Annotated in this window: 20 protein-coding genes; 13 read left to right on the top strand and 7 right to left on the bottom strand. The window is 73.2% G+C overall.

Translation table 11 applies throughout. From position 1 onward, the window contains the following. Positions 1 to 91: 91 nt before the first annotated feature. From ngcE (ACTMS9_RS15050) to ACTMS9_RS15025, 6 genes are all read left to right on the top strand, one after another. The gene (gene ngcE, locus ACTMS9_RS15050) at positions 92 to 1,507 is read left to right on the top strand and encodes an N-acetylglucosamine/diacetylchitobiose ABC transporter substrate-binding protein (RefSeq protein ID WP_441165236.1); all 1,416 of its coding nucleotides are present in this window, start codon (positions 92 to 94) and stop codon (positions 1,505 to 1,507) included. A gap of 63 nt (positions 1,508 to 1,570) precedes the next feature. Continuing rightward, positions 1,571 to 2,479 carry a carbohydrate ABC transporter permease gene (locus ACTMS9_RS15045; protein ID WP_441146715.1) on the top strand — a complete coding sequence of 303 codons (909 nt, stop codon included), beginning with the start codon at positions 1,571 to 1,573 and terminating at the stop codon, positions 2,477 to 2,479. Beyond that, complete coding sequence (locus ACTMS9_RS15040) at positions 2,476 to 3,375, top strand: carbohydrate ABC transporter permease (RefSeq protein ID WP_357607639.1); 900 nt, start codon at positions 2,476 to 2,478, stop codon at positions 3,373 to 3,375. The genes ACTMS9_RS15045 and ACTMS9_RS15040 overlap by 4 nt, the downstream gene beginning before the upstream one ends. Positions 3,376 to 3,450: 75 nt before the next feature. Next, positions 3,451 to 3,825: a VOC family protein gene (locus tag ACTMS9_RS15035; protein ID WP_441165235.1), complete on the top strand. Its 375-nt coding sequence runs from the start codon at positions 3,451 to 3,453 to the stop codon at positions 3,823 to 3,825. Continuing rightward, on the top strand, positions 3,818 to 4,138 hold the full coding sequence (locus tag ACTMS9_RS15030; RefSeq protein WP_441165234.1) for an ArsR/SmtB family transcription factor: 321 nt from the start codon (positions 3,818 to 3,820) through the stop codon (positions 4,136 to 4,138). Before ACTMS9_RS15035 ends, ACTMS9_RS15030 begins: the two co-directional genes overlap by 8 nt. Beyond that, positions 4,131 to 4,562 carry an SRPBCC family protein gene (locus ACTMS9_RS15025; protein WP_441146710.1) on the top strand — a complete coding sequence of 144 codons (432 nt, stop codon included), beginning with the start codon at positions 4,131 to 4,133 and terminating at the stop codon, positions 4,560 to 4,562. The genes ACTMS9_RS15030 and ACTMS9_RS15025 overlap by 8 nt, the downstream gene beginning before the upstream one ends. Positions 4,563 to 4,595: 33 nt before the next feature. Here ACTMS9_RS15025 and ACTMS9_RS15020 read toward each other — a convergent pair whose 3' ends face one another. Continuing rightward, entirely contained in the window at positions 4,596 to 5,585 is a 990-nt protein-coding gene (locus ACTMS9_RS15020; RefSeq protein ID WP_441146708.1) for an N-acetylglucosamine kinase, read from the bottom strand. A 201-nt stretch (positions 5,586 to 5,786) separates the two neighbouring features. Between ACTMS9_RS15020 and ACTMS9_RS15015 the strand changes: the two genes are divergently transcribed. Genes ACTMS9_RS15015 through ACTMS9_RS14995 form a run of 5 tightly spaced genes read left to right on the top strand, consistent with a single transcriptional unit; the run spans position 5,787 to position 10,851 of the window. Beyond that, positions 5,787 to 6,734 (top strand): MurR/RpiR family transcriptional regulator, encoded by a 948-nt coding sequence (locus ACTMS9_RS15015; RefSeq protein ID WP_346533176.1) that lies wholly within the window; start codon positions 5,787 to 5,789, stop codon positions 6,732 to 6,734. Then, on the top strand, positions 6,731 to 7,480 hold the full coding sequence (locus ACTMS9_RS15010; RefSeq protein ID WP_154936112.1) for a sugar isomerase domain-containing protein: 750 nt from the start codon (positions 6,731 to 6,733) through the stop codon (positions 7,478 to 7,480). The genes ACTMS9_RS15015 and ACTMS9_RS15010 overlap by 4 nt, the downstream gene beginning before the upstream one ends. A 24-nt stretch (positions 7,481 to 7,504) precedes the next feature. Continuing rightward, on the top strand, positions 7,505 to 8,917 hold the full coding sequence (gene ngcE / locus ACTMS9_RS15005) for an N-acetylglucosamine/diacetylchitobiose ABC transporter substrate-binding protein (protein ID WP_441146706.1): 1,413 nt from the start codon (positions 7,505 to 7,507) through the stop codon (positions 8,915 to 8,917). A 22-nt stretch (positions 8,918 to 8,939) separates the two neighbouring features. Next, a complete protein-coding gene (locus ACTMS9_RS15000) occupies positions 8,940 to 9,881 on the top strand; it encodes a carbohydrate ABC transporter permease (protein WP_441165233.1) in 942 nt (313 codons plus the stop codon). A 13-nt stretch (positions 9,882 to 9,894) separates the two neighbouring features. Continuing rightward, a complete protein-coding gene (locus ACTMS9_RS14995) occupies positions 9,895 to 10,851 on the top strand; it encodes a carbohydrate ABC transporter permease (protein ID WP_441165232.1) in 957 nt (318 codons plus the stop codon). 96 nt (positions 10,852 to 10,947) lie between these two features. On the opposite strand, the gene ACTMS9_RS14990 is transcribed toward ACTMS9_RS14995, so the two are convergent. After that, positions 10,948 to 12,678 carry an ABC transporter ATP-binding protein gene (locus ACTMS9_RS14990; protein ID WP_441165231.1) on the bottom strand — a complete coding sequence of 577 codons (1,731 nt, stop codon included), beginning with the start codon at positions 12,676 to 12,678 and terminating at the stop codon, positions 10,948 to 10,950. Continuing rightward, complete coding sequence (locus ACTMS9_RS14985; protein WP_441165264.1) at positions 12,675 to 14,435, bottom strand: ABC transporter ATP-binding protein; 1,761 nt, start codon at positions 14,433 to 14,435, stop codon at positions 12,675 to 12,677. The genes ACTMS9_RS14990 and ACTMS9_RS14985 overlap by 4 nt, the downstream gene beginning before the upstream one ends. 202 nt (positions 14,436 to 14,637) lie before the next feature. Here ACTMS9_RS14985 and ACTMS9_RS14980 point away from each other — a divergent pair, with 202 nt between their 5' ends. Further along, the gene (locus ACTMS9_RS14980; RefSeq protein WP_441165230.1) at positions 14,638 to 16,347 is read left to right on the top strand and encodes a bifunctional 3'-5' exonuclease/DNA polymerase; all 1,710 of its coding nucleotides are present in this window, start codon (positions 14,638 to 14,640) and stop codon (positions 16,345 to 16,347) included. A 133-nt stretch (positions 16,348 to 16,480) separates the two neighbouring features. Further along, the gene (locus tag ACTMS9_RS14975) at positions 16,481 to 17,074 is read left to right on the top strand and encodes a nucleotidyltransferase family protein (protein ID WP_441146697.1); all 594 of its coding nucleotides are present in this window, start codon (positions 16,481 to 16,483) and stop codon (positions 17,072 to 17,074) included. Positions 17,075 to 17,165: 91 nt separating this feature from the next. Here ACTMS9_RS14975 and ACTMS9_RS14970 read toward each other — a convergent pair whose 3' ends face one another. The 4 genes from ACTMS9_RS14970 to ACTMS9_RS14955 form a co-directional block, all read right to left on the bottom strand. After that, positions 17,166 to 18,092: an amidohydrolase family protein gene (locus ACTMS9_RS14970; protein WP_441165229.1), complete on the bottom strand. Its 927-nt coding sequence runs from the start codon at positions 18,090 to 18,092 to the stop codon at positions 17,166 to 17,168. Next, positions 18,089 to 18,898 (bottom strand): metal-dependent hydrolase, encoded by an 810-nt coding sequence (locus ACTMS9_RS14965; protein ID WP_210779445.1) that lies wholly within the window; start codon positions 18,896 to 18,898, stop codon positions 18,089 to 18,091. Before ACTMS9_RS14965 ends, ACTMS9_RS14970 begins: the two co-directional genes overlap by 4 nt. A 101-nt stretch (positions 18,899 to 18,999) precedes the next feature. Further along, positions 19,000 to 20,697: a serine/threonine-protein kinase gene (locus ACTMS9_RS14960; RefSeq protein WP_441165228.1), complete on the bottom strand. Its 1,698-nt coding sequence runs from the start codon at positions 20,695 to 20,697 to the stop codon at positions 19,000 to 19,002. 87 nt (positions 20,698 to 20,784) lie between these two features. Continuing rightward, on the bottom strand, positions 20,785 to 22,692 hold the full coding sequence (locus ACTMS9_RS14955) for a serine/threonine-protein kinase (protein WP_441146693.1): 1,908 nt from the start codon (positions 22,690 to 22,692) through the stop codon (positions 20,785 to 20,787). Positions 22,693 to 22,701: the final 9 nt, after the last annotated feature.

Raw genomic sequence — 22,701 nt, 5'->3', positions numbered from 1 at the left:
ACAGGCAAACTGAAGAGAATCAACGTGCCTCGACCGGCGGACGCCACCGGATGTCAGCGGCGATCCGCCCCACCCGAACCGAGGAGAGCTGATGAACAGGCGTGAGATCCTGCGGCGTACCGCCGCCGCCGGCCTGCTGGCCACCCCCGCGGCGGGCCTGCTCGCCGGCTGCGCCACCGGCGGTGGCGACGACAAGGCCGACGGCGGCACCTACCAGGGCACCAAGAGTGAGCAGAACCCCCTCGGGGTCAAGGAGGACGCGCCACTCGAGGTGGTGATCTTCAACGGCGGCTTCGGCGAGGAGTACGCCAAGGCCCACGAGGCCATGTACAAGGAGAAGTACCCGAAGGCCGAGATCAAGCACTCGGCCACGCAGGAGATCAGCAAGACCCTCCAGCCGCGCTTCGTCGACGGCACCCCGCCGGACGTGGTCAACAACTCCGGCGCCGGCCAGATCGACTTCAACGGCCTGGTCTCGCAGAACGCCCTCGCCGACCTCGGTGAGCTGCTCGCCGCCCCGAGCCTCGACATCCCCGGCAAGACCGTCAAGGACACCCTGTTGCCCGGCGCGGTTGAGGTCGGCTCGTACGACGGCAAGTTCCTGGTGTTCAACTACACCTACACCGTCTACGGCATCTGGCACTCCACCAAGCTGTTCGGCGAGCGCAACTGGTCGTACGGGAAGACCTGGGACGACCACATCGCACTGTGCAAGCAGATCAAGGCCGCCGGGATCGCCCCCTGGACGTACGCCGGCCTGCACCCGCGCTACATGAGCTGGCCGCTGATCGCCACCGCGATCAAGTTCGGCGGGCCGTCGGTCGCCACCGCGATCGACAACCTGGAGCCGAACGCCTGGAAGTCCGACGCGATGAAGGCCGCGGCCGACGCCTGGCACCAGATCGTCAAGGACAAGTACATCCTGGAGGGCTCGCCCGGCCTGGACCACAAGCAGTCGCAGACCGCCTGGTGTCAGGGCAAGGCCGCCTTCATCTCCTGCGGTTCCTGGCTGGAGAGCGAGCAGAAGGACGTCACGCCGGCCGGGTTCAACATGACGGTCCAGCCGACGCCGAGCCTGGGCAGCGGCGACAGGCTGCCGTTCGAGGCGGTCCGGGGCACCGCGGGCGAGCCGTTCATGGTGCCGGCGAAGGCGAAGAACGTCGCCGGTGGCCTGGAGTACTTCCGGACCATGCTGTCCAAGAAGGGCGCCCAGGACTTCACCAAGAAGGTCTCCAGCCTCACCGTGGTCGCCGGCGCCACCGACGGCGTCGAGCTGCCGTACGGGCTGAGCACCGTGGTGAAGGCGCTGGACGCGTCCGGCACCAACGGCTTCAACTGGGTCTACAACAACTACTACCGCAAGCTGGAGCGCAACCTCGTCGACGCCGCGTGCGGCGAGTTCTTCAGCGGCCGGATCGGCCCGGCGGAGTTCCTTGACCAGTGCCAGAAGGGCGCCGACTCGATCGCCCAGGACAGCTCGGTCAAGAAGTACAAGCGCACCGCGTGACATCCCGGCCGGTGGGGACCCCCGAGGTCCCCACCGGCCGACCGCCGGGAGTTGGGGCCCACCGTGAAACATGGCAAGTACCCGCTGATCATCACCTTCCTGGTGCCGCCGGTGCTGCTCTACGTCGTCTTCGTCGTATCGCCGTACCTGCAGGCGTTCCAGATCTCCACCACCGACTGGCTCGGCTACTCCGCCGACGCCAACTCCGTCGGGCTGGCCAACTTCCGTGCGCTCTGGCACGACGACTACGTCTGGAACGCGCTGAAGAACAACGCGATCCTGCTGGCCCTGGTGCCGGTGCTGACGATCGTCCTCGGGCTCTTCTTCGCCACCATGCTCAACATGGGCGGGCGCAAGGGCCGGGCCGGGGTGACCGGGGTACGCGGCAGCGCGCTCTACCGCACCGTCTACTTCTTCCCCCAGGTGCTCTCGGTGGTGATCATCGCGCTGCTCTGGAAGGAGGTCTACCACCCCAACAAGGGCCTGCTCACCAGCGCGTTGCACGCGGTGGGGCTCGCCTCGCCCACCTGGCTCGGCGATCCGCGGACCGCCTTCTGGTGCGTGCTGGCCGTGATGGTCTGGAGCAACGTCGGCTTCTACGTGGTGCTCTTCGGCGCCGCGATGTCGGCCGTGCCGAAGGAGATCTACGAGGCGGTGCTGCTCGACGGGGCGTCCCGGCTGACCACCCTGCGCCGGGTCACCCTGCCGCTGCTCTGGGACACCGTCCAGGTCGCCTGGGTCTACCTGGCCATCTTCGCCCTCGACGGGTTCATCCTGGTGCAGCTGATGACCAACGGCGGCCCCAACTTCTCCACCGACGTGATCGGCGTGCGGATGTACGACACCGCGTTCGGCAGCGAGACCAAGTTCGGCTACGCCTCGGCGATCGGCGTGGTGATGTTCTTCCTGACCCTGTCGGTGGCGGTGCTGTCCCTGCGCGCCGGCCGACGTGACCGAATCGAGTACTCTTGACCACCCTGGACGAGGCCGCCCCGGTCGCCGCGACGACCGCGCGCTCGGCCGACCGCCCGGTCCGCCGCGAACTCGGCGTCGCCAACGTCTTCTCGCACGGCTTCCTGCTGGTCTGGACCGCGCTGACGGTCCTGCCGCTGGTGTGGATGTTCGTCAGCTCGTTCAAGAGCAACGGCGAGATCCTCGCCGACCCGTGGGGCCTGCCCGAGACGTTGCACTTCGACAACTGGGCCCGGGCCTGGACCGGCGCGCACATCGGCCGGTACTTCCTCAACAGCCTGGTGGTGGTGGCCGGCTCGGTCAGCCTGACCATGCTGATGGGCGCCACCGCCGCGTACGTCTTCGCCCGGTACGAGTTCCGGGGCCGGCAGTTCGTCTACTACCTCTTCGTCGGCGGCCTGATGTTCCCGGTCTTCCTCGCCCTGGTGCCGCTCTTCTTCGTGGTCCGCAACGCCGGGCTCTTCGGCACCTGGACCGGCCTGATCCTGGTGTACGCGGCGTACTCGCTGCCGTTCACGGTCTTCTTCATGACCGCCTTCTTCCGCACCCTGCCGACCTCGGTGGCGGAGGCGGCGCTGGTCGACGGCTGCGGCCACTTCCGGCTCTTCTTCCGGGTGATGCTGCCGATGGCCCGTCCGGGCCTGATCAGTGTGGCGATCTTCAACTTCCTCAGCCACTGGAACCAGTTCCTGCTGCCGCAGGTGCTGATGCAGGGCGACGAGTCGAAGTGGGTGCTCGCCCAGGGGCTCTTCGCGCTCTCGGTCAGCCAAGGTTACGCCGGCGACTACGCTCGGCTCTTCGCCGGCCTCACCATCGCGGTGCTGCCCGTGCTCGCCGTCTACGTGGCCTTCCAGCGGCAGGTCCAGTCCGGCCTGACCGCCGGTCAGCTGAAGTGACGCCTGTCCGATACCGATCAGCACGGCCGGCCCGCCAACTTGACCGGTAGGAAAAGTCCTACCTATGGTGGGCGCATGACCATGACCCATGTGCAGCTGCTCTCCGTGCCCGTCAGCGACCAGGACCGGGCCCGTGACTTCTACGTCGACGTCCTCGGTTTCGACCTGGTCCGGGACAACCCGATGGGCCCCGGGCAGCGCTGGGTGCAGGTGGCCCCGAAGGGCGCCGCCACCGGCCTCACCCTGGTCACCTGGTTCCCGACCATGCCGCCCGGCTCGCTCAAGGGCCTGGTGCTGGAGACCGACGACCTCGACGGCGACGTGGCCGCCCTGCGCGACCGGGGCGTCGTCTTCGCCGAGGACGGCATCCAGGTCGCCCCGTGGGGGCGCTACGCCACCTTCGACGACCCGGACGGCAACGGCATCGTGCTCCAGTCCACCCGTGTCTGAGGCCGACGTCTTCGCGGCGTTGGCCAACCCCACCCGCCGCGAGGTGCTCCGGCTGCTGCGCGAGCGCGGCGAGCAGCCGGTGCAGGGGCTCGCCACCCACTTCGACATGCGCCGGCCCAGCCTGTCCGAGCACCTGCGGGTGCTCAAGGACGCCGGCCTGGTGACCGAACGACCCGTCGGCCGGCAGCGGTTCTACGCGTTGCGCCCGGAGCCGCTGCGCGAGGTGGCCGACTGGCTCACCCCGTACGAGCGGTTCTGGCGGGCGAAGCTGGCCGAGCTGCGCGACGTCCTCGACGGGATGCCCGATGACTGAGCCCACCACGACGATCAGGGTCGATGAGTTCCTGCCGCACCCGCCAGCGAAGGTGTGGCGGGTGCTGACCGAGCCCGACCTGCTCGCCCGCTGGCTGATGCCGAACGACGTCGTGCCGGTCGTCGGGCACCGGTTCACCTTCCGTACCGAGCCGCGGCCGGCCCAGGGCTTCGACGGCGTGGTGCACTGCGAGGTGCTGGAGGTGGATCCGCCGCGCCGGCTGCGCTGGGCCTGGCGCGGTGGGTCGCTCGACACCGAGGTGAGCTGGACCCTGGCCCCGGAGGGGCGCGGCACCCGGCTCTTCCTGGAGCACAGCGGCTTCGACCCCGACGACCCGGTGCAGCAGCGCACGGCCACCCTGCTCGGCGGCGGCTGGCGCTCGCACGTCTGGCGCCGGCTGGCGGAAATCCTCGCCACCACCTGACACCACCGCGCCGCCCCAGGGGCCAGGGCCGGCTCAGTCGGTGGCGGGGACCAGCAGGGCGTGCAGGGCGACGGGATCGGTCACCTCGGGCAGTTCCCGGGCGGCGAGCCAGGCCGCCCCGGCCGCCCCGTCGCCGGCCGGGCGCACCGGGGCGTCCGGCCAGTGCCGGTGCGCCTCGGCGCGGACCGCCGCCGCCAGCGGGGTGTCCCCGGTGAGCAGCCCACCGCCGAGCACGATCGGCGTGACCGCGCCGGCCGGCCGGATCCGCCCGGCGCTGTCGACCAGGTGCGCGGCGGCCCGTTCGATCAGCGCGACGGCCTCCGGCTCGCCCTCGACGGCGGCGGCCACCACCAGCGGCGCGAGCCGGGCCAGTTCGACCGGGGGCCGCCGGGTCACCGCCTGGATGAGCGCGTCGACGGTGTCCCTGGGGCGGGCCGCCACCTCGGCGGTGCCGAGCAGTTCGGTGAGCAGCCGGCGGCCCAGCGGGCCGGGCGTCCCGGCGCTGTCCAGGGTCGCCAGCAGCCGGCGGACCGCCTCCCGGCCCAGCCAGAAGCCGGAGCCGGCGTCGCCCAGCAGCCAGCCGTGACCGTCGGCGACCCGGTCCAGTCGCAGGTCGCGTACCTGGGCGGCGATCGCGCCGGTGCCGGCGATCAGCACGGTGCCGTCCGGGGCGGCGGTGCCCGAGGCGTACGCGACGAGGGCATCGCCGTGCACCGCGTACGGGCAGCGCAGGCCGGCCTCGGCCCAGGCCCGGTCGAAGGCGGCCCGCCCCGCCGGGTCGGCCAGCAGGCGGGCGGCGCCGGCGAGGCCGATCGTGCCGGCGCGTACCCGGGTCGGATCGACCCCGGCGAGCGCGCCGCGCAGCGCGGTCAGCAGCTCGGCGGCGGCGCGTTCGGCGCCGTGGCTGGTCGGATTGCCGCCGCCGGCCCGGCCGGTGCCCAGGCGTTCGCCGGCCAGGGTCAGCGCGGTCGCGCGGGTGGACGTACCTCCGACGTCGAGACCGACCACGACGGTGTCGGACATGCTCACGGGCCTCCCGGTGCGGCGGTACGGGTGGGATTCATGCTGGTCCGACCCGGGCCCGCAAGGCAAGATCGGCGGTCGGCGGGGCCGGTGTGCGCCAGGTAACAGTTTGAAAACTTCGCCCACGCTATTGACACGGAGGGGCCTTCAGTAAGAACTTTTACCACTAACAGTAAACACTCCTTTCCGAAAGGCGCTCCGATGGTGGATCATGAGGTGGACACTTCCGCGGGGACCGCGGTGGTCGACGCCGACACGGTCGACCGGCGGGGCGCCGACGGGGTGCTGGCCAGAGTCCGGGCCGGCGCCGGAGAGCTGACGGGGGCGTTGCGTCGGGTCGCCGAGCACGTGCTCAGCGACCCGGAGGCGGCCGCTCGGGCCACCATCGTCGAGCTGGCCGAGCGCAGCGGCACCTCGCCGGCCACCATCACCCGGTTCTGCCGCGCCATGGGCTTCGACGGCTACGCCGACCTGCGGCTCGGCATCGCCTCCGAGACCGGGCGGGCCCGGTCGGCCGGGTGGACCGTCGACATCGGACGCGAGATCCAGCCCAGTGACCCCCTGGAGCGGGTGCTCGACCAGATCATGGCCGCCGACACCCGCGCCATGCACGACACCGCCACGCTGCTCGACCTCGCCGAGGTGGAACGAGCCGCGGTGGCCATCGCCGGGGCGTCCCGGGTGAACATCTTCGGTGCCAGTGGCAGCGCCCTGGTCGGCGAGGAGATGCAGTTCAGCCTGCACCGCATCGGCGTGGCCGCCTGGGCCTGGAGCGACGTGCACGAGGGGCTGGCCAGCGCGGCGCTGCTCGGTGTCGGCGACGTCGCGCTCGGCATCTCGCACACCGGGCAGACCCGGGAGACCATCGAGATGCTCGCCGAGGCCGGCAGCCGGGGCGCGACCACCGTGGCGCTGACCGGCTTCCCGCGCTCGCCGCTGGCCGAGCTGGCCGACATCGTGCTGGTCACCGCCAGCCAGGCCACCACCTTCCGCCCGGACGCGCTCTCCGCCCGGCACCCGCAGCTCGTCGTGCTCGACCTGCTCTACATCGCCGTGGCGCAGCGCACCCACGACCGCGCCCACGCGGCCTTCCGGCGTACCGCCCAGGCCGTCGACGGGCACAAGGCCGCGAAGGGGGCCGCCTCATGATCAGCGCACAGGGGTACGCCGAGGCGGTCCGCCCGGTGCTCGACCGGGTGGTCGACTCGCAGACCGAGGCGATCGGACAGGCCGCCGATCTGATCGTGGCCAGCCTGCGGGCCGGCGGGGTGCTCCAGGCCTTCGGCGCCGGGCACTCCGAGGCGTTCGCCGCCGAGCTCGTCGCCCGGGCCGGTGGGCTGGTCCCCACCAACCGGCTCTCCCTGCACGACCTGGTGCTGCACGGCGACGCGCCCCGCGACCTGCTCGCCGACCCGAAGCTGGAGCGCGACCCGGCCGTCGCCCACCAGCTGTACGCCCTCGCCGACCCGCACCCGGCCGACGTCTTCGTGGTCGCCTCCCAGTCCGGCATCAACGGCTCGGTCGTCGAGCTGGCGTTGCTGGTCAAGTCGGGCGGCCACCCCCTGATCGCGGTCACCTCGGTCGCCCACACCGCACGGGTGGCCCCGCGCCACCCGTCCGGCCACCGGCTCGCCGATCTCGCCGACGTCGTGCTGGACAACGGCGCGCCGTACGGCGACGCACTGCTGCCGCTCGAGGGCGGCGGCGCGGTCTGTGCGGTCTCCTCGGTCACCACCGCGCTGCTGGCGCAGCTGTTGACCGCGGAGGTCGTACGACGGTTCCACCAGGCCGGAGAGGTCCCCCCTATCTACCTCTCCGCCAACGTCCCCGGTGGGGACGAGCACAACCTCGCCCTCGAGTCGCGGTACGCCGGGCGTCTCCGGCGAACCGCCTGACCCGACACACAAGGAGAGACGACGATGTCGATTACCCCCGAGAACCCCGGCGATCTCAGCCGCCGGACCCTGCTGCGGCGCGCCGCCGCGGCGGGCCTTCTGGTCACCCCGGCCGCCGGCCTGCTCAGCGCCTGCGCCGGCAGCGAGCCGGAGAAGTCCGACAACGGCGGCACGGCGAAGAGCAAGGACAACCCGTTCGGCGTGAAGGACGGCAGCGCCGTCAAGGTGGTCGTCTTCAACGGCGGACTGGGCGACCAGTGGGCCAAGGAAGACAAGACCATCTTCAACGCCAAGCACCCGAACATCACGGTCAACATGTCTTCCACCCAGAAGATCAAGACCGAAGAGCAGCCGAAGATGGCGACGCAGCCCAGCGACCTCGTCATGAACTCGGGCGCCGACAGCATGGACCGCGCCACGCTGATCAACGAGGGCGCCATCGAGCCGCTCGACGACCTGCTCACCGCGCCCGCCTGGGACGGCGAGGGCACCGTGGCCGACTCGCTGCTGCCCGGCACCGTCTCCGACGGCACGCAGAACGGCAAGTTCTACGTGGTGAACATCGCCTTCACCGTCTGGGGCAACTGGTACAACGCGGCCAGGTTCAAGCAGGAGGGCTGGGAGGCGCCGAAGACCTGGGACGAGTTCTTCGTCCTGGCGCCGAAGATCAAGGCCAAGGGCATGGCGCCGTACGTCCACGACGCTGTGCACGGCTACTACCCGCGCTGGGCCCTGATGGCCAGCATCTGGAAGTCCGCCGGCAAGCAGGTCGTCGTCGACATCGACAACCTGAAGGACGGCGCCTGGAAGGCCGACGGCGTCCTCAAGGCGCTCGAGCCGTGGGAGAAGCTGGTCAAGGACAAGCTGCTCCTGCCGGGCAAGCTCGACCACACCCAGTCGCAGCAGGCCTTCCTCGACGGCAAGGCGGCGTTCATCCAGGTCGGCACCTGGCTGAAGAACGAGATGGCCGCCACCATCCCGCCGGGCTTCGAGATGACGCTCTCGGACTACTGGAGCAACCCGGGCGACAAGGCCGCCAAGGACGTGTTCGCCTCCTCCGGTGAGGGCTTCGTGGTCCCGAGCAAGGCCCCCAACAAGGAGGCTGCCAAGGAGTTCCTGCGGGCGATCCTGTCCAAGGCCGGTTCGGCGAAGTTCGCCGAGCTGACCAAGTCGCTGGCCTCCACCAAGGGCTCCGGCGACAACGTGCAGGACTCCGCGCTCTCCAGCGCGAACACCCTGATGAAGAACGGGACCTCGGACCTCATCTCGGTCAAGTTCCCGGACTTCTACGCCGACCTGGACAAGGAGAGCCAGAACCTCTCCGAGGAGCTGATGGCTGGCCGGCTCACGGCCCAGCAGTTCGTCGACAAGATGCAGGCGGCCGCCGACAAGGTCGCCAAGGACTCGTCGATCAAGAAGCAGACCCGCACCGCCTGATCCGACGGAGAGAGTGAGTCCAATGCGGCACGGAGTCGCGCGTTTCGTCACGGGCTTCCTGGCCCTGCCCGTCGCGCTGTACCTGTTCTACGTGGTGTGGCCGTTCGCGCAGGCGGCGGGATACTCGCTGACCGACTGGGGAGGGTACTCGGATTCCCAGCGCTTCGTCGGGCTGGACAACTACGTCCGGCTGTTCTCCGACGAGCTGATCAGGAAGGCGTTCTGGCACAACGTCTTCTTCCTGGTCACCGTGCCGCTGTTCACCATCGCGCTGGCCCTGTTCCTCGCGTTCCTGCTCAACGTGGGCGGACGCGAGGACAGGGCCGGCATCCGCGGGGTGTTCGGGTCGAGCATCTACAAGGTCATCTTCTTCTTCCCGCAGGTGCTGTCGCTGGTGGTCATCGCCGTCATGTGGCAGCAGATCTACCGGACCGACCAGCAGGGCCTGATCAACGGCCTGCTGACCAAGATCGGCCTGGTCGACCCGCAGAACCCCATCGCCTTCACCGCCGACCCGGAGCCGTTTCTCGGCGTCCCCGCGGTGCTCTGGTGGCTGCTGCTCATCGCGGTCTGGAGCGGCGCCGGTTTCTACATGGTGCTCTTCTCGGCGGCCATGCAGTCGATCCCGAAGGACATCTACGAGGCCGCCACCCTCGACGGGGCCGGCCGGTTCCACACCTTCTTCCGGGTCACCCTGCCGCTGCTCCGGGACACCATCTCGGTCGCCTGGGTCTACCTGGGCTTCATCGCCCTGGACATGTACGCCCTGGTCTTCGTCATGACGCCGAGCCAGGGCGGCCCGAACCACGCCAGCGAGATCTTCGCCTCGGTGATCCAGTTCAATGCGTTCCAGAAAGGCCAGTTCGGCTACGCCTGTGCGATCGCCGTGGCGCTGGCCATCTTCACCATCCTGCTGGCCGCCCTCCAGTTGAGGATTACCCGTCGTGACCGGATCGAGTACTGAGGAGGACTGGACGATGAGCACGGTGACCCATTCCTCCGGCCAGAGGCGACCCGATGCGGTGCCGCCGGCCGATCCGGCCGCGAGCCGACGGGCGGGAGCCGCCGCCAACAGCATCGGCGGCCGGATCTTCAACGGCTTCTCGCACCTGTTTCTCGCGGTGTGGGCGATCATGGTGATCTACCCGCTGTTCTGGGTGGTGATGTCCGCACTCAAGACCGACTCGGAAGTGATCCGCGAGCCGCTGTCGCTGATCCCCGAGTCGCTGCAGTGGGACAACTTCGCCCGGGCCTGGACGGCCGGGATCGACAGCTTCTTCCTGAACACGCTGCTCGTGCTCGTCTTCAGCGTGACCCTGACGATGCTGCTGGGCTCGATGGCGGCGTACGCGCTGGCCCGCTACGAGTTCCGGGGCAACCGGCTGATCTACTGGATGTTCCTGTCGGGGCTGACTCTGCCGATCTACCTCGCGGCGGTGCCCCTGTTCAAGGGCGTCTACAACATGAACGTGGTGTTTCCGCTGCTCGGCCCGAACAAGCACCTCACGCTGATCCTGGTCTATGTGGCCTGGTCGATGTCGTTCACCGTCTTCTTCATGCATTCGTTCTTCCGGACGCTGCCCGACTCGATCGCCGAGGCGGCCCAGGTGGACGGGGCCTCGCACACCCGGACCTTCTTCAGCGTCATGCTGCCGATGGCCAAGCCGGGCCTGATCAGCATCGGCATCTTCAACGTGCTGGGCCAGTGGAACCAGTGGTACCTGCCGACCCTGCTCATGCAGTCGGTCGCCGGCGAGCCGAAGCACCAGGTGATCGCCCAGGGGCTGATCGAGCTGTCGGTCAACCAGGGCTACAAGTCCGACTGGTCGGGGCTGTTCGCCGGCGTCACCATGGCGATGCTGCCGGTGCTCATCGTCTACATCGTCTTCCAGCGCCAGGTGCAGTCCGGCCTCACCGCCGGCGTCAGCAAGTAACCCCGCCCCACCTCCGGTCGACGCACTTTCCCGGAAAGAGTGGCTATCCCGCCGCGGATAGCCACTCTTTCCGTGAAAGAGGGGCCGTGCCGGGGGTCATGGGTGCCAGGAGCGCCAGAGGGCGGCGTAGGGGCCGTCGGCGTTGACCAGGTCGTGGTGGCTGCCGATCTCGGTGATCCGGCCGTCGGAGAGCACGGCGACCCGGTCGGCGTCGTGCGCGGTGTTGAGCCGGTGCGCGATCGCGATGACGGTGCGCCCGGTGAGCACGGCCGCGAGGGCCCGCTCGGTCCGCCGGGCGGTGGTCGGGTCGAGGGCGGCGGTCGCCTCGTCGAGGATCAGCGTGTGCGGGTCGGCGAGCACCAGCCGGGCGAGGGCGAGCTGCTGGGCCTCGGCCGCGCCGAGTTGCCGGGCCCCGTCGCCGAGCGGGGTGTCCAGGCCGTCGGGGAGCGCGGCGTACCAGTCGGCGCCGACGGTGCGCAGCGCGGAGCGCATCTGCTCGTCGGTGGCGTCCGGCGCGGCGAAGGCGAGGTTGTCGCGTACCGAGCCGATGAAGACGTGGTGTTCCTGGGTCACCAGGGCGATCCGGCGGCGGCGCTCGGCCGGGTCGAGGTCGGTGACCGGGCAGCCGCCGATGCTGACCACGCCCTGGCGGGGCGCGTCGATCCCGGCCAGCAGCCGGGCCAGGGTGGACTTCCCGGCCCCCGACGGGCCGACGACGGCCAGCCGCTCGCCGGGCCGGACCTCCAGGTCGATGCCGTGCAGCACGTCGTGGCCGGCGGCGTAGGAGAAGCGGGCCCCACGTACGACGAGTCGCTCATCACGAGGGCTGCGCGCGGTGCCGGGCGTCTCCGGCGGCACCAGGCCGACACCGAGCACCCGGGCGAACGAGGCGAAGCCCCGCTGCGCCTGCTCTGTCCACAGCAACAGCCGGTCCAGCGGTTCGATGGCCTGTTGCAGGTAGAGCGCGGCGGCCACCACCGCGCCCAGCGAGACGTCCCCCCGGGACAGCAGGTACCCGCCGACGAGCAGCGCCGCGGCGACCGGCAGCGGATAGCTGGCCTCCACCACGCTGAAGAAGACCGTCCGCAGCCCAAGCGTCGCGCGCCGCGCGGCCCACAGCCGGGCGATCCGCGTGGTGCCGCGGGCGATCCGCTCGTCGGCGAGGCGGAACGCCTCGACGGTGCGGGTGCCCTCGGCGGTGCTGGTCAGCGTCTCGGTCAGCGCGGCGGCGGCCGCGCCCTCGGCCAGGTACGCAGGGCTGGCCCGGCGCAGGTACCAGCGGGTCGCCGCCCCGATCGACGGCAGCCCGGCCAGCGCCGCCAGCCCGAGCAGCGGGTGCAGCAGGAAGACCGCCCCGAACAGCAGCGCCAACTGCACCGAGGCGATGACCATGGTGGGCACCACGTCGCGGACGGTGGTGCCGACGATGGCCACGTCGACCGAGCTTCGGGTGGCCAGTTCCCCGGAGCCGGCCCGCTCGACGACGGAGACGGGCAGCTCGAGCGTGCGGTGGACGAAGTCCTCGCGCAGCTCCGCCACGGCCCGCTCCCCGAACCGGTGGCCCGCGTACTGGGCGTACCGGGAGAGCACCGCCTGCACCAGGACCGCCCCGCCGATCGCCAGCGCCAGCCGGTCGACGGTGGCCACCCCGGCACCCCCGGTGACCCGGTCGACGATGCGGCCCAGCAGCCACGGCGGGGCGAGCCCGGCGACCGCGGCGGCGCTGTGCAGCGCCAGCACGCCCAGGACGGCGCGCCGGTGCCGGCCGATCAGGTCGCGCAGCGCCCGGCGGACGGCGCCGCGGTCGGCCACCGGCAGTCGGCTCACCGGAGGGCACTCTCGGAGTCGGTGGGCCGGTCGACGTCCGGGTCGGCGCTGTCCCGGGCCACCAGCCGCCGGTAGTCGGGATCCCGGTCGAGCAGGTCGGCGTGGCCGCCGGTGCCGACGATCCGGCCGCCCTGCAGGTGGGCGACCGTGTCGGCCCGGCCGAGCAGCAGCGGCGACGTGGCCAGCACGAGGGTGGTCCGGCCGGCCCGCGCGGCCCGCAGCCGCTCGGCGATCCGCGCCTCGGTGTGCGCGTCCACGGCGGAGGTCGGGTCGACGAGGATGAGCACCTCCGGCTCGGCGAGCAGCGCCCGGGCCAGGCGCACCCGTTGGCGCTGGCCGCCGGAGAGCGTACGGGCCCGGGCGTCGAGCGGGGTGTCGAGCCCGTCCGGCAGCGCCTCGGCCACGTCCTCGGCGGACGCGGCGCGCAGCGCCGCCACCACCGGCTCGTCGTCGGTCCCCGGCCCGCCCCGGTCGTCCTCGCCCGGTCGGGGGCGCAGGACGTCGCGCAGCGTCCCGGCGAACAGGTACGAGTCGTGGTCGGCGACCAGGATCCGGGCCCGGACCTCGTCCAGCGCGATCCCGGTCAGCGGCACACCACCCCAGGTGACGTCGGAGGCGACGTACCGGCCGAGCCGGTCGGCGAGCGCCAGCGCCTCGGCCGGGTCGTCCGCGGCGACCCCGGTCAGCCGCCCGGCGCGCACGGTCAGCCCGGTCACCGGATCGTGCAGGTCGGCGGGACCACCGGGCGCGGGCACCGCCTCCGACCGGCGGGCCGCCGGCACCCGACCCCGCTCACCGGGCGCGGTCCGGGGGCCGCCGACGTCGTCCGGGACCAGGTCGAGCAGGGCGACGATCCGGCGGGCGGCGACCCGGCCGCGGATCAGTTCGTGGCTGCCCTCCAGCAGGAACCAGACCGGCACGACGAGGGTCGCCACGTATCCGTAGACGGCGACCAGCTCGCCGATGCTGATCTCGCCGGTGACCGCCATCCGGGCCGCCAGCCACACCACCGCCGCGAGGAACAGCCCGGGGATCGCGACCGTGGCCGCGTCGATCCAGCTGTTGACGGCGCCGACCCGGTAGCCCTCGGCGAGCAGGTCCCGGGAGCGGGCGGCGTACCGGCGGGCGAACAGGTCCCGGCCGCCGACCCCGGCGAGGACGCGCAACCCGGCGACGATGTCGCCGGAGCGGGCGGTGAGGGCGCCCTGCTGCTGCCGGTAGACCGACTCGGCGCGGTCGAGGCGGCGCAGCAGCGGCCCGACCACCAGCCCGACCGCCGGCACGCCCACCAGCACGCAGAGGGCGAGGAAGGGGGAGATCGACCAGAGCACCACGGCGATGACCGCGTAGGCGACGACCGCGCCCACCCCCGGGCCGGTCAGCGTCAGCACCTGCGCCGTCCAGTCGATGTCGGAGCCGCCGACGGTGGCCACCTCGCCCGCGGCGACCCGGCGCGGCAGCACCGCGCCGATCCGGGACAGCTGCCGCAGCACGACGGCGGCCGAGCGGGCCTTGGCGTCCTCCCGGATGAAGGTCATCGTGCGGTGCCGCATGATGCCCAGGTAGGACAGGCCCACCCCCGCGACGACGATCGCCGCGACCCAGAGCCACAGGGCGCGGTTGTCGTGGGCGCGCAACCCGTCGTCGACCGCGCGGGCGATCAACCAGGGCCGCACCGACAGCCCGACCATCCAGGCCGTGCCGAGCAGGCTGCCGCGCAGCACCCGCCAGGGCTGGCAGCGGACCAGCCACCACATGTAGCGCAACGGCCCCCTAATGTCCGGAGTGCCGGGCTCGGAATGGGGGATCTGCGGGGGCACCCGCCCACGCTACCGACCGGCGCGATGATCCACCGACCCGTCCGTCGGCGTCCCGGCCCGCACCGCCAGCCCTGTCCGGCCGGCCGGGGCGGGTCTCGCCGGAAGCCGGGGGCGGCGGCGCGGGCGGGCGGATCGGTCGGTGTCACACGGGCGAGGCAGAATCGCATCCGTGCTGGTGGCGGTGGTGGCGGACGAGCGGGGCGGGGGAGTCCTCCAGCCCCTCGACGCCCATGGGCGTCCCGCCGGCGCGGCCGGCGCCGTCGCCGACCTCGCCGCCGCGGTCGCCGCGCGGGAGGCCGCCGAGCACCCGCGCTGGGTCTGGGCCTCGGGTGTCGCGCTCTATCCCGCGCTGCTGCGCGCCGGGGTGCGGGTGGAGCGCTGCCACGACGTCGAGCTGACCGAGGCCCTGCTGCTCGGCCACGCCGGCCGCTGGGGCGAGCCGCGCTCGCTCGCCGCCGCGCACGCCCGGCTCACCGGGGCGGCCGTGCCGCCCGACCCGCCGCCCCGGCCGCCCGCGCCGCCCGGGCACGGCCAGGTCGCGCTCTTCGACGCCGTCCCCGGGCCGCCGGGCCCGGGCATCGAAGCCCTGGTCGAGGTGTACGCCGACCAGCTCGCCCGGATCGCGGCCACGCAGCACCCGGGCCGGTTCCGGCTGCTGGTCGCCGCCGAGTCGGCCGGCGCGCTGATCGCGGTGGAGATGGGCGCCGCCGGCCTGCCCTGGCGCGTCGACGTGCACGACGCGATCCTCGACGAGCTGCTCGGCGAGGCGTCCCCGGTCGGCGGGCCGCCCCGCCGGCTCGCCGAGCTGGCCGCCCGGATCGCCGACGCCTTCGGCGTACGTCAGGTGCACGCCGACTCCCCGGCGGAGCTGCTGCGGGCGTTCGCCCGGGCCGGGGTGGAGCTGCCCAACACCCGGGCCTGGGTGCTGCGCGGCGTCGACCACCCGGCGGTGCCGCTGGTCCTGGAATACAAGGAGCTCTACCGGATCTGGACGGCGCACGGCCGGGCCTGGCGGGACGCCTGGGTCTCCGACGGCCGCTTCCAGCCGGAGTACGTCCCCGGTGGGGTGGTCTCCGGCCGGTGGGCCACCCGGGGTGGTGGCGCGTTGCAGATCCCCAAGGTGATCCGGCGGGCGGTGGTGGCCGATCCGGGCTGGCGGTTGGTGGTCGCCGACGCCGGTCAGCTGGAGCCCCGGGTGCTCGCGGCGGTCTCCGGCGACGCCCGGCTGGCCGCGGCCGGCGGGGCGGGCGACCTCTACGCGGCCCTGGCCCAGGACGCCTTCGCCGGTGACCGGGCGCGGGCCAAGGTGGCCCTGCTCGGGGCGATGTACGGCCAGACCGGCGGGTCGGCCGTGCCCGCGCTGGCGGTGCTCAAGCGCAGCTACCCGACCGCGTTCGGCTACGTGGAGGCGGCGGCCCGCACCGGCGAGGCGGGCGGCCTGGTCCGCTCCTGGCTCGGGCGCACCTGCCCGCCCGGCACGGCGGGGTTCGTCGACGGCGACGAGGCGGGCGTCGACCCGGACGTCGGCGCCGACCCGCAGTCCCCGCGTGCCCGGGCGGCCCGGTCCCGGGGGCGGTTCACCCGCAACTTCGTCATCCAGGCCACCGCCGCCGAGTGGGCCTCGACGCTGCTCGCCACGCTCCGGGGCGAGCTGGCCGGCACCGCCGCCGAGCTGGTGTTCTTCCAGCACGACGAGGTGATGGTGCACTGCCCGGCCGAGCAGGCCGAGGCGGTCGCCGCCGCGGTCGGCCGGTCCGGCGAGCGGGCCTCGGCGCTGCTGTTCGGGGACACTCCGGTCTGGTTCCCGCTGGATCTGTCCATCGTCGACTGCTACGCCGACGCGGCATAGCGCACAATTTTCCTATTTGCCCCGCTACCCGGCGCCGGGGGCGCTCGTTGGGTCCGGTGTGCGCAACGGGCCGGGCAGCTCTGCTCGGTCCGTCTTCACGACGGAGGTGGCGCAGCTGAACCGGATCGCAGGGATGATCATCGCAGCGGGCGGGGGACGCCGGATCGGCGGACCCGAGGCGCTGCTGCACCAGAGTGGCACGCCCCTGGTGAACCAGATGATCGACACGATGACCGAGGCGGGCTGCGAGCAGATCGTGGTGGTTCTGGGCGCGGCCGCCGACCAGGTGCGGGAGACCGCCGACCTGAGCCGCGTCACGGTGGTGGTCAACCGTGCCTGGGGCACCGGGGTCGGCTCCTCGATCCGGGCCGGCCTGGCCGCGCTCGCCGACGAGGGGGTCGAGGCGGTGGTGGTCGTCCCGGTGGACATGCCGGGCCTCACGCCCGCCGCGGTACGCCGGGTGGCCGCGCTGCCGTACCCGGACGTGCTGGTCTGCGCCACCTACGACGGGCTGCGCGGCTACCCGATGCTCTTCGGCCGGCGGCACTGGTCCGGCATCGCGACCCTGGCCAGCGCCGACGTCGGCGCCCGGCCGTACCTGCTGGCGCACAAGGACCAGATCGTCGACATCGCGTGCGATTCGGTGGCCGACGGCAGCCGGGTCGATACGCCGGAGCTGATGGCGCTCTACGGCCTGACCGTCCCGCCGCAGCGCGTCGGCGTCTGAGCCGTCCCCGGTACCCGGCACGCCGCCCGCTGCGACCGGTGCTGGTGGCCCCGTCGGCCAGTCTGGTCCTGGTGCCGCGATCCGGAGTGGATCACACGACGGGTGGCACCATCGTTCGGTCCAGGTCGAACAGGGCGGCGGCGCCGTCCCAGCACACCGCGCGCAACCAGTCGTCGCCCAGGTCGAGCCGGGCCAACCCGGCCAGTTGCTCGGCGTACGGGTAGGGGATGTTCGGGAAGTCGCTGCCCAGCAGCACCTTGCCGGCCAGCCCCAGCTCGCGCAGCCGGGGCAGCTCACCGGCGGGGAAGGGCACGAACCGGTCGAAGAACGGGGTGAACGCCATGGTGGTGTCGAGCCGCACCCGCTCGTACCGGTCCGCGAGGTCGAGGAAGGCGGCGTAGTCGGGCGCGCCGAGGTGGGCCACGATCGCGCTCAGCCGCGGGTGCCGGGCCAGCAGGGCCGCGAAGCCCGCCGGCCCGGTGTGCGTGGTGCCGACCGGGGCGTGCCCGGCGTGCACCACCACCGGCACGGCCGCGTCGGCCAGCAGCCCCCACACCTTGTCCAGCGCCGGGTCGGTCGGTGCGAACCCGCCGACCTGGACGTGCACCTTGAACACCCGGGCGCCGCCGTCCAGCGCCTCGGCGACGTACCGGGGCGCGTCCGGCTCGGGGAAGAAGGTCGCCGAGGGCAGGCACTCCGGCGTGGCCCGGGCGAAGTCCAGCGTCCACCGGTTCAGCTCCGCCGCCATGCCGGGCCGGTGCGGGTACGCCAGCGCGCTGAACGCCCGTACGCCCATCCGCCGCAGGTGCGCCACCCGGTCGTCGTCGCTCCACCGGTACCGGATCGGCCACTCGGTGCCCACCAGCGGCCCGGCCGCGTCGAAGTACGCCCACACCCGGCGCAGCAGCCGGGGCGGCAGGAAGTGCACGTGCACGTCGGCCAGCCCGGGAATGCCCAGGTACCGGCAGAACGCCGGAACGTCGTCGTCGTCGGCCGGCACCGGCCCGCTGGTGGTCACACCTCGATATTGAACCGGTGCAGCACCGACGGCGCCACCAGCCCGACCGCGGCGAGCACGGAGAGCACGGTCAGCGCGGTGCGCAGTACGATCACCTCGGCCTTGCTGCCGGTCCGCAGCGCGATGCCGTTCGGCAGGCCGACCATCAGCCACATCCGCCGTTTGATCGGGATGGGCCACAGGATCGGCACCCCGGCCTTGGTGATCATGTCGCCGAGGATGTGCACGAAGCAGCCCACCCCGACGGCCAGGCCGATCATCGGATAGCCCCGGTCGCCGGGCAGGTTGGCGAAGGTGAACCAGGCGGCGGCGGCCGAGGCCAGCGTGACGATGACCCAGCCGGCGCGCTCGGCCCACTCGTCGAAGAGCCCGCGCAGGGCCAGACCGATCATGAAGAACAGGATGCCCACCACGGCCCACTTGCCGTACGCCGCGCAGAGCGCGGTGGTGCCCCAGCCGACGAGGACGGTGAACGGCAGGGTGTGGGTCAGCGTCCGGTGGCCGTTGCTGCGGCGCGGGTCCCGGCTCAGCTTGGTGGCGTAGTAGACGCCGAGCGAGATCTTCTCCATCACCTCGGCGATGAAGAGCGAGAAGACCCCGAAGGTGCGGGCCACCGTCGCGCCGCCCTGGTTGCGGGTGACCTTGCCGGAGAGGTCGAGGTCGGGGAAGAGCGCCCCGCCGGCGCAGACCGCGGTGCCGACGGCCAGCGCCAGCGGCGACTGGTGGTAGTCGGCGAACTGGTCCAGCGCCCACGAGCCGGTCAGCCACACCGCCGCGCCGGACAGCGCGTGGGATGGTCCCATCATGTCGCGTCGCCCTCCCCAGGTTCTTGATCGACAAAGCTACGCCACTGTGCCAGAGCCGCCGCCGAGGGGGCAATCACCCGGACGGTCCACAGGGGAGGGCGTCAGGCGGTGGGCCGGAAGCTCTGCCGGATCATCAGGAAGTATGTCGCGTTGACCTGCCAGTCGAACTCTTCTGTCAACCATGAGACGGTGTAGGCCCGGCCCGCCGCGACCGCCACGATCAACCGGGCGGTGTGCACCTGCACGCCGGCGGCGTTGAGCCAGGAGCACTCCCACAGCGCCCCGCCCCGGAACATGTCCAGCCGGGAGATGTCCACCCGGCGGTAGCCGGGCAGCGCCCCGTCGCCGGTCAACCGTCGCTCCTCGGCCCGCCAGTGGGCGACCGGGTCCGCCGGCGCGACGCCGGGGGCCACGCTGAGCACCCGTCCACCGCCCGGCTCCCGGAAGCAGGTCACCGTGCCGTCGGTGAAGCGCAGCCAGCGGGCCGGGGCGGCGATCCGGAAGCCGGTCGCGTCCTCGTACCAGGTCCACCCGGCAACCAGCGCGGGCTCGCCGGTCGGCGGGGGCACGGAGGGGACCGGGGTGGCGTCCGCCGGGGCGGGCGTGCCGCACGGAAAGGCGACGGGCCGGACGGCGGTCGCGCCCCCGCCGCCGCCGGGGGAGGGCGACGCCCGGTCGCCGCCGCCGCGCAGCGCCGCCGTGACCCCGGCGCCGACCAGCAGCGTGCTCGCCACGGCCACCGCGACCAGCCCCTGCCGCCGGCGGCGCGTGCCGCCCCGGCTACCCGGGACGACCGGGGCGGGTGCGGCGGCGGTCCACGGCACGACGGCGTCCCCCGGTGTCGGCGGGCCCGCCGCCCGCTCGCCCCCGCCCCCGGCTGGCGCGTCCGTCGGCGTCGGGGCGTCCGCCGGTGTCAGTGCGCCGCCCGCCGCCGGGCGGCCGGCCTCCCACGACGCGGGCGGCGCGGCGGCCGGGACGCCACCGGCGGCGGCGAGCGCCGCCCGCAGCAGCCGTTCCGCCTCGACCGCGGTCGGCCGTCGCCACGGGTCGCGCTGCAACAGCCCCTCCAGCACCGGCCGGAGCGGCCCGGCCCGGCGGACCGGGTCGGGCGGCTCGGTGGCCAGCGCGCTCAGCGTCGCCATCGCGGTGGGCCGGGCGTACGGGGACTGGCCCTCCACGGCCGCGTACAACGTCGCGCCCAGCGACCACAGGTCGGTGCGCGGGTCGGAGACGCCCTCCCGGGCCCGTTCCGGGGCGACGAACTGCGGTGAGCCGAACACCAGGCCCGGGCCGGTCATCAAGCCGTCCCCACCGTCGAAGGTGGCCAGCCCGAAGTCGGTGAGCATCACCCGTCCGTCGTCGGCGACCAGCACGTTGTGTGGCTTGACGTCGCGGTGCAGCACCCCGGCGGCGTGCGCGGCGCGCAGCGCGGCCAGCACCGCCAGCCCGATCCCCGCGACCCGCCCCGGCTCCAGCGGTCCCTCGGTGGTGAGGATCTGCTGCACCGAGCGGGACGGCACGTACTCCATCACGATCCACGGGCTGTCCCGGTCGTGCACGACGTCGTAGAGCCGGACCACGTTGGGGTGGTTCAGCCGGGCCGCGGTCCGCGCCTCGCGCAGCGTCCGCAGTCGCAGCTCGTCCCGTTCGGCCTCGTCGAGCCAGTTGGGCGGGACGACCTCCTTGACCGCGACGTCCCGGTGCAGCATCTCGTCGCGGGCCAGCCAGACCCGGCCCATCCCGCCGCTGCCGACCAGCTCGAGCAGCCGGTACCGCCCGGCGACCAGCAGTTGCTGCACGACGCTCCCCCTCGGCTACCCCCGAATACACGATATCCAGCGGCCTGCGGTTTCTCATCCACAGCGCGGTCCGGTCCGGGGGTGCCGTCAGGTCGGTGAGACCACCTCGGTGACCCGGCCGCGGAAGCTCTGCCGCACCACGGTGAGCTGCCCGGTCGCCGCGGCCCAGTCGTCATCCGCCGTGCTCCAGCCGAGCAACCACCCGCTGGCCTCGTCGCCGGGCAGCAGCCGCAGCGCGTGCTGCCGTTCGCCGAACGGGGCCGTCCAGCGGCACTCCCACTGCGCACCCCGGCCGGTGGCCGCGCCGATCCGCACCTTGGCGTAGTTCGGCAGCGTGCCGGCGTCGACCAGCCGGCGCTCCTGAGACCGCAGCCAGGCGACCGGGTCGGGATGCTCGGCGGTGACCGGCTCGACGCTGAGGGTGCGCCGACTGGACGGGTCCCGGAAGCAGGCGACCCCGTTCTCGGTGAAGCGGAGCCAGCCGACCGGCACCGTGACCCGCCAGCCCTCCTCCACGTGCCAGGTCCAGCCGGCGGGTGGGCGGAAGCCGCCGTCGGCGGTGCCGGGCCGGGCGACGATGGGCTCGCCGACCGGGTGGGGCCGCAGGCAGGGGAAGGGCGGGGGGTTCGGCGGATGGCCGCCGTCCGGCGGCGGCGGCCGGCCCGGTTCGCGGCCGTACGGTCGGTCCGGCCCGCCGTCCTCAGTGGAGGCGGAGCCGCCGGTCGGTGTGGCGGTCGGCGAGCCGTCCGCCTCGTCGTCGACGATCGCGAAGGCGGTGCCGATCCCGGTGGCCGCCGCCACGCCCAGCGCCGTCACCACCAGCGCCACCCGGCGCGGGGTGAGCCGCAGCCAGCCCAGGACGCGCGCGAGCACGGCGCCGAGGTCGACCCGCGGGGCCGGCCGGTCACCGGCCGCCGTGGCGGACTGGCCGGCGCGGGTGGCCGCGCCCTGCGCTTCGCCGGACCCGGCCGGACTCTCCTCGGCGGCGGGCAGCGCGGCGCCGGAGCGGCCCGGCGGGGCGTACGGCGACGACCGGCCACCGGACGATCCCGTGCCGCCACCGCCACCGCCGGCTCCGGACCGGTCCGGCAGGCCGGGCCAGGGCGGCGGTGGAGTCACGATGGTCGCCGAGCGGGCGACGGAGTGCACCACGGTGGGCGGCTCGGCGGCGGGCGGGGCCGGCGGGTGCGCGGCGGCCGCGATCAGTCGGTCGGCCTCGTCGTGGCGGATCCGTCGGCGCGGGTCCCGGCGCAGCAGCCCCTCCAGCGCCGGCCCCAGCGGGCCGGCGTGCGGCGCCGGGTCGGGCGGCTCGGTGGCCAGCGCCGCCAGGGTCGCCATCGCGGTGCTGCGGGCGTACGGCGAGCGCCCCTCGACGGCGGCGTGCAGGGTGGCGCCGAGCGACCACAGGTCCGCCTCCACGCTGGACACGCCCTCGGCGGCGCGTTCCGGGGCGACGAACTGCGGCGAGCCGAGGATCATCCCGGGCCGGGTCGTCAACCCGTCGCCACCGTCGAAGGTGGCCAGCCCGAAGTCGGTGAGCATCACCCGCCCGTCGTGGGCCATCAGCACGTTCTGCGGCTTGACGTCGCGGTGCAGCACCCCGGCGTCGTGCGCGGCGCGCAGCGCGGCCAGCAGCGCCCGCCCGATGCCGGCCGCGCGCACCGGGTCGACCGGGCCGGTGTCCTCCAGGACGGCCTGCAACGTCCGGGAGGGGACGTACTCCATCACGATCCACGGGTGGTCGTCGACCTGGACCACGTCGTAGACCCGGACCACGTTGGGGTGGTTGAGCCGGGCCGCGGTGCGCGCCTCGCGCAGCGTCCGCAGCCGCAGCTCGTCGCGCTCCGCCTCGGCCAGCCAGTGTGGCGGGACGACCTCCTTGACCGCCACCTCGCGGTGCAGGATCTCGTCCCGGGACCGCCAGACGCGGCCCATCCCGCCCCGGCCCACCAGTTCCACCAGGCGGTACCGGCCGGCGATCACTTCCTGCTGCACGGTTCTCCT

It is taken from the genome of Micromonospora sp. L31, from assembly GCF_052068075.1.
Classification (GTDB): Bacteria; Actinomycetota; Actinomycetes; order Mycobacteriales; family Micromonosporaceae; genus Micromonospora; species Micromonospora purpureochromogenes.
Note: the sequence above shows the minus strand (reverse complement) of the source record. Positions and strands in the feature narration are given on the sequence as shown.

Bases quoted from the DNA above. Each gene is read 5' to 3' on its own strand.
- ngcE (WP_441165236.1), top strand. From the start codon at position 92: ATGAACAGGCGTGAGATCCTGCGGCGTACCGCCGCCGCCGGCCTGCTG.
- ACTMS9_RS15035 (WP_441165235.1), top strand. From the start codon at position 3,451: ATGACCATGACCCATGTGCAGCTGCTCTCCGTGCCCGTCAGCGACCAG.
- ACTMS9_RS15025 (WP_441146710.1), top strand. From the start codon at position 4,131: ATGACTGAGCCCACCACGACGATCAGGGTCGATGAGTTCCTGCCGCAC.
- ACTMS9_RS15020 (WP_441146708.1), bottom strand. From the start codon at position 5,585: ATGTCCGACACCGTCGTGGTCGGTCTCGACGTCGGAGGTACGTCCACC.
- ACTMS9_RS15015 (WP_346533176.1), top strand. From the start codon at position 5,787: ATGGTGGATCATGAGGTGGACACTTCCGCGGGGACCGCGGTGGTCGAC.
- ACTMS9_RS15010 (WP_154936112.1), top strand. From the start codon at position 6,731: ATGATCAGCGCACAGGGGTACGCCGAGGCGGTCCGCCCGGTGCTCGAC.
- ngcE (WP_441146706.1), top strand. From the start codon at position 7,505: ATGTCGATTACCCCCGAGAACCCCGGCGATCTCAGCCGCCGGACCCTG.
- ACTMS9_RS15000 (WP_441165233.1), top strand. From the start codon at position 8,940: ATGCGGCACGGAGTCGCGCGTTTCGTCACGGGCTTCCTGGCCCTGCCC.
- ACTMS9_RS14995 (WP_441165232.1), top strand. From the start codon at position 9,895: ATGAGCACGGTGACCCATTCCTCCGGCCAGAGGCGACCCGATGCGGTG.
- ACTMS9_RS14985 (WP_441165264.1), bottom strand. From the start codon at position 14,435: ATGTGGTGGCTGGTCCGCTGCCAGCCCTGGCGGGTGCTGCGCGGCAGC.
- ACTMS9_RS14975 (WP_441146697.1), top strand. From the start codon at position 16,481: ATGATCATCGCAGCGGGCGGGGGACGCCGGATCGGCGGACCCGAGGCG.
- ACTMS9_RS14965 (WP_210779445.1), bottom strand. From the start codon at position 18,898: ATGATGGGACCATCCCACGCGCTGTCCGGCGCGGCGGTGTGGCTGACC.